Annotated in this window: 16 protein-coding genes; 11 read left to right on the top strand and 5 right to left on the bottom strand. The window is 63.3% G+C overall.

All coding sequences use genetic code 11. The annotated features are described in order from the left end of the window. Positions 1-112: 112 nt before the first annotated feature. From J2R99_RS00295 to J2R99_RS00270, 6 genes are all read left to right on the top strand, one after another. The gene (locus tag J2R99_RS00295; RefSeq protein ID WP_307152525.1) at positions 113-616 is read left to right on the top strand and encodes a low molecular weight protein-tyrosine-phosphatase; all 504 of its coding nucleotides are present in this window, start codon (positions 113-115) and stop codon (positions 614-616) included. Beyond that, on the top strand, positions 613-1,419 hold the full coding sequence (locus J2R99_RS00290) for a fructosamine kinase family protein (protein ID WP_307152524.1): 807 nt from the start codon (positions 613-615) through the stop codon (positions 1,417-1,419). Before J2R99_RS00295 ends, J2R99_RS00290 begins: the two co-directional genes overlap by 4 nt. 190 nt (positions 1,420-1,609) lie before the next feature. Further along, on the top strand, positions 1,610-2,224 hold the full coding sequence (locus J2R99_RS00285; RefSeq protein ID WP_307152523.1) for a CDP-alcohol phosphatidyltransferase family protein: 615 nt from the start codon (positions 1,610-1,612) through the stop codon (positions 2,222-2,224). Next, on the top strand, positions 2,221-2,892 hold the full coding sequence (locus J2R99_RS00280) for a lysophospholipid acyltransferase family protein (RefSeq protein WP_307152522.1): 672 nt from the start codon (positions 2,221-2,223) through the stop codon (positions 2,890-2,892). The genes J2R99_RS00285 and J2R99_RS00280 overlap by 4 nt, the downstream gene beginning before the upstream one ends. Then, on the top strand, positions 2,885-3,829 hold the full coding sequence (locus J2R99_RS00275) for a phosphatidate cytidylyltransferase (RefSeq protein WP_307152521.1): 945 nt from the start codon (positions 2,885-2,887) through the stop codon (positions 3,827-3,829). The genes J2R99_RS00280 and J2R99_RS00275 overlap by 8 nt, the downstream gene beginning before the upstream one ends. Positions 3,830-3,889: 60 nt before the next feature. Beyond that, the gene (locus J2R99_RS00270; RefSeq protein ID WP_307152520.1) at positions 3,890-4,015 is read left to right on the top strand and encodes a hypothetical protein; all 126 of its coding nucleotides are present in this window, start codon (positions 3,890-3,892) and stop codon (positions 4,013-4,015) included. A 46-nt stretch (positions 4,016-4,061) separates the two neighbouring features. Here J2R99_RS00270 and tenA read toward each other — a convergent pair whose 3' ends face one another. Then, positions 4,062-4,739 (bottom strand): thiaminase II, encoded by a 678-nt coding sequence (tenA, locus tag J2R99_RS00265; RefSeq protein WP_307152519.1) that lies wholly within the window; start codon positions 4,737-4,739, stop codon positions 4,062-4,064. Positions 4,740-4,946: 207 nt separating this feature from the next. Here tenA and J2R99_RS00260 point away from each other — a divergent pair, with 207 nt between their 5' ends. Next, positions 4,947-5,963 (top strand): TAXI family TRAP transporter solute-binding subunit, encoded by a 1,017-nt coding sequence (locus J2R99_RS00260; RefSeq protein WP_307152518.1) that lies wholly within the window; start codon positions 4,947-4,949, stop codon positions 5,961-5,963. A gap of 98 nt (positions 5,964-6,061) precedes the next feature. After that, entirely contained in the window at positions 6,062-8,119 is a 2,058-nt protein-coding gene (locus J2R99_RS00255) for a TRAP transporter permease (protein ID WP_307152517.1), read from the top strand. On the opposite strand, the gene modC is transcribed toward J2R99_RS00255, so the two are convergent. From modC to J2R99_RS00235, 4 genes are read right to left on the bottom strand one after another with little or no spacing between them, the layout of a single operon-like run. Further along, positions 8,116-9,219: a molybdenum ABC transporter ATP-binding protein gene (gene modC / locus J2R99_RS00250; protein ID WP_307152516.1), complete on the bottom strand. Its 1,104-nt coding sequence runs from the start codon at positions 9,217-9,219 to the stop codon at positions 8,116-8,118. The genes J2R99_RS00255 and modC overlap by 4 nt on opposite strands. A 20-nt stretch (positions 9,220-9,239) precedes the next feature. Then, positions 9,240-9,926: a molybdate ABC transporter permease subunit gene (gene modB / locus J2R99_RS00245; protein ID WP_307152515.1), complete on the bottom strand. Its 687-nt coding sequence runs from the start codon at positions 9,924-9,926 to the stop codon at positions 9,240-9,242. Between the two features lie 6 nt (positions 9,927-9,932). Continuing rightward, positions 9,933-10,694 (bottom strand): molybdate ABC transporter substrate-binding protein, encoded by a 762-nt coding sequence (modA, locus tag J2R99_RS00240; protein WP_307152514.1) that lies wholly within the window; start codon positions 10,692-10,694, stop codon positions 9,933-9,935. 17 nt (positions 10,695-10,711) lie between these two features. Further along, entirely contained in the window at positions 10,712-11,503 is a 792-nt protein-coding gene (locus J2R99_RS00235; RefSeq protein ID WP_307152513.1) for a TOBE domain-containing protein, read from the bottom strand. Between the two features lie 89 nt (positions 11,504-11,592). Between J2R99_RS00235 and J2R99_RS00230 the strand changes: the two genes are divergently transcribed. The 3 genes from J2R99_RS00230 to mntR all read left to right on the top strand — a co-directional run bounded on the left by J2R99_RS00230 (position 11,593) and on the right by mntR (position 12,958). Continuing rightward, positions 11,593-11,802: a TOBE domain-containing protein gene (locus J2R99_RS00230; protein WP_307152512.1), complete on the top strand. Its 210-nt coding sequence runs from the start codon at positions 11,593-11,595 to the stop codon at positions 11,800-11,802. Position 11,803: 1 nt separating this feature from the next. Continuing rightward, on the top strand, positions 11,804-12,322 hold the full coding sequence (gene tsaA / locus J2R99_RS00225) for a tRNA (N6-threonylcarbamoyladenosine(37)-N6)-methyltransferase TrmO (protein ID WP_307152511.1): 519 nt from the start codon (positions 11,804-11,806) through the stop codon (positions 12,320-12,322). A 204-nt stretch (positions 12,323-12,526) separates the two neighbouring features. Then, the gene (mntR, locus tag J2R99_RS00220) at positions 12,527-12,958 is read left to right on the top strand and encodes a manganese-binding transcriptional regulator MntR (protein WP_307152510.1); all 432 of its coding nucleotides are present in this window, start codon (positions 12,527-12,529) and stop codon (positions 12,956-12,958) included. Positions 12,959-13,086 lie beyond the last annotated feature (128 nt).

Here is a 13,086-nt window from a genome sequence, read left to right as displayed (position 1 = left end):
GCCTCTGGTGCCGGCCGCACAATTTTACTTATGTTGTTCCTTGGGGTGGATCACATCCGTAGGCGAGTTGTGCAATGCAGAGTGCCAGAAGCGCAGATGGGACGCGACCAAATTGAAACGCAGATCTCACGTGCAATTGCAGGGGGGCGAGCGCCCGTCGGTTCTTTTCGTCTGTCTTGGCAATATCTGCCGGTCGCCTTTGGCCGAAGCCGCCTTTCGTCAGGAAGCGGAAGCCCAGGGGATCGGTGTCGACGTCGATTCAGCCGGCATGGGTGATTGGCATGTCGGAGAAGCACCCGATCCGCGGGCGCAGGCGGTGGCGCGCCGTCACGGCGTCGATGTCGCTGCTTGCCGCGCGCGCACCGTCACCCGCCAGGATTTCTATCGCTTCACGCATATTGTGGCTCTAGACCGTGAAAACCTTGCCGCGCTTGAACGTCTTGCACCGCCCGATGCGACGGCGAGGCTCAGCCTGCTCCTCGACCATGTGAAAGGCCGTGAGGGAGAACCTGTGGCCGATCCTTATTTCGGAGGGGACGAGGGCTTCGAGACCACGTGGTCCGATGTGAGCGCCGGCGCTCACGGTTTGGCGCAGCATCTCAAGGTGCGGGCATGAGCCTCTTGGCGGAGGCCGGGGCAGAGCTTCTCGGCGGCATTCTTGCTTCCGAGACGGTGCTGCATGGTGGCGACATCTCGCAACTCGCGCACATCAAACTCGATGATGGCCGCGAGGCGGTCGTCAAGAACGGCCCGTCCCCGCGCACCGAGGCGGCCATGCTTGTCACGATCGGCGAAAGCGGTGCGCCCGCGCCCGCAGTTCTGGCGGTCGACGACCACGCCCTTGTCATGGAAGTGTTGCCGGACAGCGGCAGTCTTAGAAATGCCTGGGCCGATCTCGGTCTTGCGGTTTCGACATTGCACGTGCGCCGGGACGAAAAGTATGGCTGGAGTGAGGACTATGCCTTCGGTCCCGTGGCGATCGTCAATGATCGTGCCGACGATTGGATTGCGTTCTGGGGCGACAAGCGCCTTCTCGTGAACGTACCGCATATCGACAGCAGGCTTGCCCGCCGCATCGAACGCCTTGCCGCCGATCTTCCGAACCGAATTCCCGCTCGACCCGCCGCGGCACTCCTGCACGGCGATATGTGGGGCGGCAACATCGTCGTCTCCAATGACCGGGTCTCGGGGCTGATCGATCCGGCCTGCTATTTCGGTCATTACGAGGTCGATCTCGCGATGCTCAACCTCTTCGGTCGGCCGGGCGACGCCTTTTATGAAGCCTATGGCGCGCTTGAGTCGGGCTTCGAGGAGCGGCTCGCAATCTATCAGCTTTGGCCGGCCCTTGTGCATTTGCGTCTCTTCGGCGGCGGCTACCGGCCGATGGTCGAGGGCCTTCTCCAAAAGCTCGGCGTCTAAATACGGACATGTAGAAAAGGATATGTCGCGAGGCACCGCGTGGGCCCGGCGATAAGGTTGCCGCGGTGTGAGTCTAGAAGTCCTTGATGGGGGGAGCCGATTGAGGCGAGGGACGAAGCCTTGAGCCGGCTTGCAAACTGTGCCGAGGCAGGCATTGTGACCAGGATCTGCTTCGATTCCTGGCCCGCCCATGACCCTCTACGATCTCAAGCCGGCCTTCCAGGCTCGTCTGCGCCCGCATGTTGACCGCCTTGCCGAAAAAGGCGTGACGGCCAACCAGGTCACGCTTGCCGCTGCCGCCATCTCCGTTGTCGTCGGCCTCCTGGTCATGGCGTCTGGAGCGCGTCCGCTCTTCCTCCTCATTCCTCTGTGGCTTGGGCTCAGGATGGCCTTCAACGCGGCCGACGGCATGCTGGCGCGCGAGCATGGGCAGAAGAGCAGGCTCGGCGCCTTCTTCAACGAGCTTGGCGACGTCGTCTCCGACGCGTTTCTCTATGCGCCCTTTGCGATCCTCCCGGCCTTTGGCCCCGGGCTCGTCGCCCTCGTCGTGCTTCTCTCCATCTTGACGGAGTTCGCCGGCGTCCTGGCGCAGGCGCTGGGTGCCAGCCGCCGCTATGACGGTCCGCTCGGCAAGAGCGACCGGGCGCTCGTTTTCGGCGTTATCGGGACATGGGTCGGCTTCGGCGGGCTGTTGCCGGATTGGAGCGCGCTCGCTCTGTGGGCTGTGGCGATCCTGCTCGCCGCCACCGTCGTCAAGCGGGTGCGCGTGGCTCTTGCCGAAATGCCGGCGAGGGCAGGCGAATGAGCGATTTTCCGCCCGCCGCGTCGGGTTTCCTGGTCGATGCGACCACGACGGCCCTGATCCTCGCAGCGCGGGTTGCAACCGGCGTGCGCGCGGAATGGCAAGGCTGCGACCCCACCACCCATCGCCGCATCTACTATGCCAATCATGTGAGCCACGGCGATTTCGTGCTCCTGTGGTCGGTGCTACCGCCGGCACTGCGGCGCGTGACGCGGCCCGTTGCCGCCGCCGATTACTGGCGTGCGACGCGGATGCGCCGCTATATCGCCGAAGAGGTGTTTCGCGCCGTCCTGATCGAACGCACCCGCACGGAAGAGACGCCCGATCCGATCGCGCTGATGGCCGATGCGCTGTCGGGCGGCGCCTCCTTGATCCTGTTTCCTGAAGGGACCCGCAACACGGGCGACGAGCGTCTCCTGCCGTTCAAGAGCGGGATCTACCGCCTCGCTGAGAAGCGTCCCGAGATCGAGTGCGTCCCGGTCTGGATCGACAATCTGAACCGTGTCTTGCCGAAAGGTGAGATCGTGCCGGTGCCGCTCTTGTGCACCGTGACGTTCGGCGCTCCGGTCAAGCTGGGTGAGGGAGAGGAAAAGCAGGCGTTTCTGGATCGCGCCCGCGCCGCCCTTTTGGCGACCGCCCCGACCAATGGAGAGAACCACAAAGATGGCTGAGCCCAATCTCCTCATTCTCGCGGGGGGCGTCTTTGCCATTCTGGCCGTGGCCTCGCTCATCGGGTTTATCCTCAAGCGGACGATCAGCTGGCGAAAGCCGCACGCGGTGATCGACAATCTCAATGCGCGCATCAAGGCGTGGTGGGTGCTCGTCGCGCTGATGCTCATCGCCTTCCTGTTCGGCAAGACGGGTGTCGTTCTCCTTTTTGCTTTCGCCTCTTTCACGGCATTGCGCGAATTCATGACACTGACGCCGACCAGACGTGGCGATCATTACGCGCTCGCGGCGAGTTTCTTCGTCTTTCTGCCGGCGCAATACGCCCTCGTCCTCGCCGATCAGTATGGCATCTACTCGGTTCTGATTCCGGTCTATGCCTTCCTGGCTCTCCCCATCATCGCCGCCTTCCGCGCCGAGACCGCGCGATACATGGAGCGTGTCGCTCAGGTGCAATGGGGACTGATGATATGCGTCTTCTGCCTGTCGCACGTGCCGGCAATCTTGAATCTCGATATTCCGGGGTTCGAAGGCGGCAACCTCCTCCTGATTACCTTCCTGATCATCGTCGTGCAGGCGAGCGACGTTCTCCAATATGTGTGCGGCAAGCTGTTCGGGCGCCGAAAGGTCGCGCCGAATTTGTCGCCGTCGAAGACCTGGGAAGGCCTGATCGGCGGTGTGGGGCTCGCGACGCTTCTTGGCGGCGGGCTGTGGTGGCTGACGCCGTTCACGCCGCTTGTCGCGCTCGCCATGGCGGCGCTGATCGCCATTATGGGCTTCTTCGGCGGCCTGGTCATGTCGGCGATCAAGCGCGACCGTGGCGTGAAGGATTGGGGGCAGATGATCGAAGGTCATGGCGGCGTGCTCGATCGCATCGACTCGCTTGTCTTCGCCGCCCCTATCTTCTTCCACTTGACGCGGTTCTTTTTCTCGGTGAGCTGATCGGAGCGGTTTTTCGGCTTAATATTGGTTGGGACGAAAGGGGCTCGGGAGGCTCGTCGCATGAGCAACCTCGAATTTATCCTGCTTTTCAGTCTGATGCCTGTGGGTGCGCTCGCGATCGCCGTGTTCTTCTTCTTTGTCTCGCGTCACCAGGATCGCCCCTGCGATCGCAAGTATTCCGCCTGAAGATGACCCGCGGCTTGCAAGCCGCGGGTCATCTTCAGGCTGCGTCCTATTCTCCTGAGCGCACCGGCCATGTCTCGAGCCGGTAGGCGGAATCCCAGAACATCCATTCAAGCTGCACCGCCCGGTCGAAGGCGTCATGTGCCTTGGCCTGCACGGCGGGCGCGGCCTCGGCCACGGCCGCATCGGTGGTGGCGATCATCTCCTTGACGGCGTCCTGGAAGTCTTCGCCCGCATAGGTTTCGATCCATGCCGAATAAGGATTGGGCGATGCGGCGCGGGCGAGAATGTCGTTGCCGACCTCGGCATAGATCCAGAAGCAGGGCAGGAGCGCCGCCAGCAGCACCTCATAAGGCTCGCTCCAGGCGGTCGCCGTGATGAAGGACACATAATGGTGGCAGGCGGGCGACAGCGGCGTCGCCTCGAAGACCTCCGGCGCGATGCCGTAATCGGCGAAGAAAGTACCGTGCAGCGCCCGTTCCACCACGATCGCACCCTGCGCGGAATTGGCGAGCTGAACCATGCGCTCGGGGTCGGGTGCCTTGGCCGCGGCAATCGCCAGGCCCTTGCCGAAGCCGACCAGGTAATGCGCGTCCTGGGTGATGTAATGCTTGAAGCGCTCTTCAGAGAGCGTGCCGGCGGCAAGCTCGGTGTTGAACGGCATGTTGCGGATTGTCTCGTAGAGCCCGGCATTGCGCGCCCAGGCCGCATCAGAAAACGTGCTCATCGCGATCTCCTTCCCATTCTCCGGCAAGTAGCCAGAACAGAGGGAGAGCGTCTACCTGTCGGCGGGCTCTTTCGACTTAAGCTTTACGGGGATGTGCCGCTGTTCCGTCACAATCTGGTTTCCTTCGGCCTGTTGCGGCAGCTATGGTGCCGCCCATGCGGGAGGCTTCGGGCCTCCCGTGCCAGTTCACGAACAAGGGAACAGAAGATGACATTCATGCCATCCAGAAAGCTGATCGGGGCGGCGATTGCGGTCGCCGGTCTGGCGCTTGCCGGGACCTCCTTTGCGCAGGACGTAAAATTCTTCCGCATCGCCACCGGCGGCACGTCCGGGACGTATTTCCCGATCGGCGGCCTCATCGCCAATGCCATCTCCAATCCTCCGGGCTCGCGCCCCTGCGACGAAGGCGGCAGCTGCGGCGTGCCGGGCCTGGTGGCGACGGCGATCGCCTCCAATGGCTCTGTTGCGAACGTCAATGCAATCAATTCCGGTGGCGTCGAATCCGGCTTCTCTCAGTCGGACGTCGCCTACTGGGCGCAGACCGGCACCGGCGTCTTCGAGGGCAAGGGCAAGGTGGAGAAGCTCCGCGCCATCGCCAATCTCTATCCTGAGAGCATCCATCTCATCGCCAGCAAATCCTCCGGCATCAAGTCGGTTGCGGATCTGAAGGGCAAGCGCGTCTCTCTCGACGAGCCGGGCTCCGGCACCATCGTCGATGCACGTCTCATCCTCGGCGCCTGGGGCTTGAGTGAGGACGACATCGATGCGGATTATCTGAAGCCGAATCAGGCTGCCGACCGCATGCGCGACGGTGCCATGGACGCCTTCTTCTTCGTCGGCGGTTTCCCGGCTGGTGCCATCGTGGAGCTCGCCTCCAACACGGATATCACCGTCGTGCCGATCGCCGGCGACGAGGCCGACAGCGTTGTCTCCGATTACGAGTTCTTCGCTGCGAACACGATCCCGGCCGGCACCTATGAGGGGCAGGAAGACGACGTGCAGACGCTTTCCGTGGGCGCACAATTGGTGACGAGCGCCGATCAGCCGGAAGAGCTGATCTACGGGATCACCAAGGCTTTGTGGAACGACAACACCCGCAAGCTGCTCGACAACGGTCATGCCAAGGGCAAGGTGATCACGCTCGACACGGCGCTCGACGGTGTGGGCATTCCGCTGCATCCGGGCGCCAAGAAGTTCTACGACGAGGCCGGCGTCTCCAAGTAAGCCGGTTTGTGTGATGCAGGCGGCGGCTTTCCGCCGCCTGTCTGATTGTGGACGTTTGAGTGTGGAAGGCCGGAAGGCCCAAAAGACGACAGGTTAGGATGCAGGAAGAAAAAGAGATCGACCCCGCCGCGGTCAAAGAGCTCGAAGAGCGGTTTGATCCGGAAGTGCGTTTTCGGCCGCTCGGGCGCTACGCAGGCTATGTCGCCGCGACGCTCCTCTTCTGCCTCTCGCTCTTTCACTATTACACGGCGGGCTTTGGCCTTCTGCGCGAGGTCAACCATCGCGGCGTGCATCTCGCCTTCGTCCTGTCCTTGATCTTCATCGTTTTTGCCGCGACCAAGAAGGGCCAGGACACCCTTTATCCCTCGAGTTTGTGGCGGCCGCTCGGCCTGCCGGTCTACGACTGGCTGTTCGCCCTCGCGGCAGCCGTTTCTGCGCTCTACGTCCCCTGGATCTTCAACGATCTCGCCTTCCGTGTCGGCAATCCTCTGCCGATCGACGTGGTCATGGGCACGATCATGATCGTCGTCCTCCTGGAGGCGACGCGCCGCTCCATGGGTTGGCCCTTGCCGGTGATTGCGATCATCGTCATGGCCTATGCGATTTTCGGACGAAGCGCGCCGGGCGTCCTCGTGCATCCGGGCAGCGATTGGAAGACGCTCGTCAACCACCTTTATCTCACCAGCCAGGGCATCTACGGCCTGCCGGTCGGCGTCGTGGCGACGTACGTTTTCCACTTCGTCCTCTTCGGCGTCTTGGCGACGCGGATCGGCCTCGGGCGTCTCTTCATCGATTTCGCCTCCGCCTTTGCCGGACGCTTTTCCGGCGGCCCGGCCAAGGTCTCCGTCTTCTCGTCCGCTCTTCTCGGTTCGATCTCGGGATCGTCGATCGCCAACACGGTGACGACCGGCGCGCTGACGATCCCGGCGATGATCCGCATCGGCTATCAGCGCCATTTCGCGGCGGCCGTGGAAGCGGCTTCCTCGACCGGCGGCCAGATCACGCCGCCGGTCATGGGCGCCGCGGCCTTTCTGATGATCGAGTTTCTGGGCGTCTCCTATACGACCATCATCACGGCGGCGATCGTGCCGGCGGCGATGCATTTCTTCGGCGTCTTGTGTCAGGTGCATTTTGAGGCGAAGCGTCTCGGCCTGCGTGGCCTGACGAGAGAAGAGTTGCCGAAGGTCGGCGTGATCCTGAAGCGGGACTGGCCGACGCTGATCCCGCTCTTCCTCTTGATCGGCATCCTCCTGCAGGGCTTCACGCCCTATCTCGCCGCCTTCTGGGGCATCACCGCCTGCATCGTCATCGGTCTCGTCAATCCGCTGAACCGCATCAAGGTGAAGGACGTCGTCGACGCTTTCGTGCTCGGCGCAAAATACGCGCTCGCCGTGGGTGCTGCGGCCGCGACCGTCGGTATCATCATCGGTGTCGTCACGCTGACCGGCGTCTCCTTCAAGATCGCCTATATGGTGACCTCCACCGCCGGGCAGTGGGCGGAAATGATCGGGCCCTACATCCCCTTCGGCGTGATGGAAGTCTCGACGCTGACGCTCCTCATCACGCTCATCCTGACGGCGATCGTCTGCATCGTCATGGGTTGCGGCATCCCGACGACGGCGACCTATCTGATCATGGTGTCGGTCGCAGCGCCGGTTCTGGGGCTTCTCGGCATCGCGCCGATCGTGGCGCATTTCTTCGTCTTCTATTACGGCGTTTTGGCCGACATCACGCCACCCGTGGCGCTCGCCGCCTATGCCGGGGCAGGGATTGCCAATGCCAATCCCTTCAAGGCCGGCAATACCGCCTTCCGGCTCGGCATGGGCAAGGCGTTGGTGCCGTTCGTCTTCGTGTTCTCGCCGTCGCTGCTTCTGGTGACGGACGGCTTCACCTGGCAGGCCTTCACGCTTGCTTTCACCGGAACGGTGGTTGGCATCACGGCGCTGTCGGCGGCGTTCGCGGGATGGCTGTGGGGACCGCTCTATCTCGTCGAGCGCTGGGTGCTGGCCGTCGCAGCCATTCTTCTGGTGGCGCCGGAATTCACCTCGACGGCGATCGGGCTCGGCATTCTCGCCCTCGTCCTCCTGCGGCAGGTCTTCTTCGGATTTGAACATGTGCCGCCGCGGCGGACCGCTGAGAGCGAGGCGTCGACCTAGCTGGCGCTCGCTGGCGTGAGCGCGACGCCCTTGATCTGCGCATAGAGCTTCTGGCCGACCTCGAGTTGTAGGTGGTGCCAGGAGCGCCGCGTGACGCGCGACAGGAGCTTCGCGCCATCGCCATTTTCGCCGAGGCGCAGGACGAGGAGTGTTTCGTGCTCGCCGACCGGCGTTTCGGAGAGGATCCGGACCGGCAGGATGTTGATGATCGTTGTGCCTTCGGGCGGCCGGCGGGTGAGGCTCACATCGCCTGCCGCGATGCGGATCCGGCGACGTGTTCCGGGTGCACCGGCTGCGGCTGGGATCTCGAAATGCCCGCCGGCGACGGCAAGCCGGGCAAGGCCGAAGGCGGCATCATAGCTTTCCACGACCGCATCGAGGCTGACGACGGCCTCGCGCGAGGCGGCAAGCGGGAGGTTCGGGTCCGCCTGCAATTCCGCGAGGGGACCTGCGGCGAGAACCTTGCCCGCCTGCATCAGCACGAGATGGTCGGCAAGCCGTTCCACCTCGGCAATGTCGTGGCTCACATAAAGAACGGGCATTGCGAGGCGGTCGTGCAGGCGCTCCAGAAACGGCAGGATGCCATCCTTGGTCTGCCGGTCGAGCGCCGAAAGTGGTTCGTCCATCAACAGGAGCTTCGGCTGCGAGAGAAGTGCGCGGCCGATGGCGACGCGCTGGCGTTCGCCGCCGGAGAGGTTGCTTGTCGAACGCCCAAGGAGATCGCCGATCCCCAAAAGCTCGATGACTTCCTCAAAACTCGTGCCGTTGGCGGAGGAGGGCGGTCGTCTGCCCGGCGCGCCAAAGAGAAGATTCTGACGAACGCTGAGATGCGGGAAGAGGCTCGCCTCTTGAAAGACGTAGCCGATCGGTCGGCGATGCGTCGGACGGAACGTTCTTTCGTCCTGCCAAACCTCGCCGGCAATCGAGAACCTGCCCTCTAACCTGTTGAGGCCGGCGGCGCAGCGCAGCACTGAGGTCTTGCCGCAGCCCGACGGGCCGAAGAGACCGGTGACGCCTTTTGCCGGGACGGAGAAGGCGGCGTCGAGTGCGAAGTTTCCGAGGCGACCTGAGAAGGTGGCCTCGATCGCGCTTCCTGCCATCGGCGGAGGTGTCTGAATCGTCATTTCCCGGGACGTGCAACGCGCTTTTCGATGAGTGTCATGGTCAAGATGACGATGAAGGCGAAGACGACCATGCCGGCCGCCAGCACCGTCGCCTCGGCCCAGCGCAGCGTCTCCACATAATCGTAGATGGCAACGGACAGGACCTTGGTCTCGCCAGGGATATTGCCGCCGATCATGAGAACCACGCCGAATTCGCCGACCGTATGGGCAAAGCCGAGGACGGCGCCCGTCAGAAAGCCGGGCCGGGCGAGCGGCAGGGCAACGCTCCAGAAGGTGCGCAAAGGCGAGGCACGGAGAGTTGCGGCCACCTCCAGAGGGCGTTCGCCCATCGCCTCGAAGGCATTGCGGATCGGCTGCACGACGAAGGGCATGGAATAGATGACGGAGCCGATGACGAGGCCCTCGAAGGTGAAGGCGAGCGTACGCGCCCCCCAAAGTGCTGCGAGCTGCCCGCCCGGTCCCGAAGGGCCGAGCGCCACGAGAAGATAAAAGCCCAAGACCGTCGGCGGCAGGACGAGGGGCAGCGCGACCACGGTCGCGACTGCCTCCTTCCACCACGCACGCGAGCGCGCGAGCCACCAGGCGATCGGCGTGCCGACGAGGAGCAGGATCACCGTGGTGATCGCAGCAAGCTCGATCGTGAGGCGGATCGCCGAGACGGTTTCAGACGAAAGCTCCAGCACGGACGATCAGCTTCCCGCGGCCGTGCCGTAGCCGTATTTCTCGATGATGGCGCCGGCTTCCGGGCCCTTCAGGAAGTCGAGAAAGGCCTTCGCCGCCGCGCTCTCCTCGCCCTTCTTCAGAAGGACGGCGTCCTGCTTGATCGGCGTGTAGAGATCTGCGGGCACTTCCCAGCGCGAACCTTCGTCGCTGGCGGCGATCTGCGACAGTGCGACGAAGCCGAGCTCGGCATTGCCGGTTTGCACGAACTGAAAGGCCTGGGCGATGTTGTTGCCCTGGACGATTTTCGGCTCAAGATCGTCGTAGACACCGAGCGCCTTCATCGCCTCCACAGCCGCTGCGCCATAAGGGGCGGTCGTCGGATTGGCGATCGAGATCTTGTTGAAATCACCTGATTTCAGGGTCTCTTCGCCGCTGACGAGGTCGGTGTCTGTGCTCCACAGAACGATCTTGCCGATCGCATAGGTGAACTCGCTGCCCTCGACCGCATAGCCTTCGACGACCGCTTTCGCCGGCCGCTCATCATCGGCGGCAAGAAACACCTCGAACGGCGCATCCTGGCTGATTTGCGTGTAAAGCTGGCCGGTTGAGCCGAACGAGAGAGCCGCTTCGTCGCCGGTTTTTTCCTTAAAGGCCGCGGCGATCTCCTTTGCCGCTTCAGTGAAGTTGGCGGCGACGGCGACATTCGTTTCGGCTGCCGCAGCCATCGATGCCGGCAAAGAGATAGCGGCGACCACAAGCCCGGCCGCAAGAGAGCGCAATGACATCATTTCAGTTCCCCCAATGATCAGTCTATCGCAAGAATGACATGCGCTGCGTCGAAGAGAGCGCATGCCGGTTTCCCGGGCTCCAGGCCCAGAGATCTAGCACTTTCGGCAGTGATGGTGGCGGCGAGGCTTTTCTCACCGCCGATGTCGAGGACGACTTCGGTCGTGACTGCCGACGGCGTCAGCCGGCGGACCGTGCCGGCAACGCAATTGCGCACCGACAAAGGTGGAGCGCTTTCCCCCGGTGCAATGATGACGAAGGGCGCCTTGATGAGGGCGACTGCCTCGCGGCCGACGCACAGGCCGAGCGCCTTCAGGCTCTCCTGCGTGACGATTGCGTAGATCGTCGTATCCTCGTTGACCTTGACGGCCACCTCGCTCGCGACCGCGTCTGAGACGATCTGGGTGATCGTGCCCCTGAGTGCATTGCGGGCCGAGGTCTTCATCAATACTCCCGAAACGAGATTGAGCGGCGAGATGCCGGTGCCGGACAGATGCGGCTCAAGGGAACGCACGACGCGCGCCATCTCCGCCTCGAGCTTGTGATAGGCGTCGATGACCTTGATGCCCGTCGGCGTCAGCGTCGCCCCGCCGCCGGCACGTCCGCCGGTGCGCTTTTCCAGAAGGGGCTGACCGAACAGATTGGCCATGGCATCGAGCGCATCCCAGGCGGCCTTGTAGGTGAGGCCGGCCGCCTTCGCCCCGGCCGTTATCGAGCCCTCTCGCGCTACGGCTTCGAGCAGGCGAATCCTGTCGCGGCCGACCGCGGGCGATTCCGAGCTGCGCAAAGACACAAGGGCTTCGATTTCCATGGCCGAGGGCACTCGCCTAACGTCGTATAGTCAAACTACATAACGTATAGCTAAGTTCAGAGATAGTTCGACGTTTGGGGGACAAGGATATGAAGCTCAGTGCACGCAACCAGCTTAAGGGCAAGGTCGTGGAAGTGTTGAAGGGGGCAACCACTTCGCATGTTCGCATCGACATCGGAGGAGCGGTCATCACCTCATCAATTACCAACGAGGCTGTCGATGAACTGGGCCTCAAGGTCGGTCAGGAGGCTTATGCGGTCGTGAAGGCCTCTGACGTCATGGTCGGTGTCGGCGACTGACATGAGCGGGCGAGACGTGGCCGACGAAAGGGAGCGCGCCGTTGCGGCGCCTCCGCCGGCCGACGCGGGACTCGTTTTCATCGGCCTTGCGCGTACGCCCTGGAAATCGCGGATGGATTGTCCGCGCATGGGTCGTCCGGACGGGCCGCTGTGCCGGTTGGAGATCTTCGAGCCGTGGACCGAGGCGCTGCGGACGATCGCCCTCTACGAGCGGCTCGAAGTGCTCTACTGGCTGCACCGTTCCCGCCGCGATCTCGTCCTGCAGAGCCCGAGAGGCGGCGGCGAGGCCCGCGGCACGTTTGCGCTTCGCTCGCCGGTGCGGCCAAATCCGATCGGCTCCTCGATCGTCAGGCTTATTGCCGTGGAGGAAGGGGCGCTCTTGGTGCGCGGCATGGATTGTCTCGACGAGACACCGCTTATCGACATCAAGCCGGACCGCTGCCTCTATAAGCCCGCCGGACCTCCGCATCCTGGTGATTTGCAGATGGAAAGCGATGCGACCGGGCGGCCGGTATTCTGAAGCTGCGGGTCGCGATGCGGTAAAGCCGCGGGTCGCGGCGAGGTTGGCCTGAGCCGGCCCATTTCCTATTCCGGCCGCGTCGTACCGTTCGACCGTTGGCCTTGATACCTGCGGCAAGGCGCTCCGCTTTAGGCGTCGCTAAGCATTGTTCACCCGTGAAAATTTGTTACAGAAGTGGCGTTGCTCCTGCCCACGGACCGGACAATGCCAAAGGACAAGCTTCTCAATCCGGCGCGTCAGCGCGCGGCTTTCGAGCGGGTGCGCAAGGCGCACCAGTCGGAAGTGGCGGAGGATTATGTCGAGCTGATCGACGACTTGATCGCCGTTCGCGGAGAAGCGCGGGGAACCGACCTCGTCGAGCGTTTCGGTGTGACGCATGCGACCGTCAATCGGACCATTCAGCGATTGATCCGCGACGGGCTCGTGCGCTCAGAGCCCTATCGCTCGATCTTCCTGACCGATGCCGGCAAGACACTTGCCGCACGCGCGCGCGAACGTCATGCGCTGGTGCGCGATTTCCTCCTTGCGATTGGCACGAGCCGTGAAATTGCCGAACAGGACGCCGAGGGCGTGGAGCACCATGTCAGCGACGAAACGCTCGCGGCATTCCGGGAGTTTCTCAAACGCCAGACTTGAGCGCGCGGCGCCGAAAGCGGTCGGATCCACGATCGCCGCTCGGCATCACCGAAAGGGCCCGTGCCGTCGCGTCGTTTTGGAAAACCTCTTTATTGTCTGGAATGAGGGGTCGTTGAGCACCCGGTCGC

This window comes from Rhodopseudomonas julia (genome assembly GCF_030813515.1).
Taxonomy (GTDB): Bacteria; Pseudomonadota; Alphaproteobacteria; order Rhizobiales; family Afifellaceae; genus Afifella; species Afifella julia.
The sequence above is the reverse complement of the archived record's forward strand: the minus strand, read 5'-3'. Positions and strand labels throughout refer to the sequence as shown.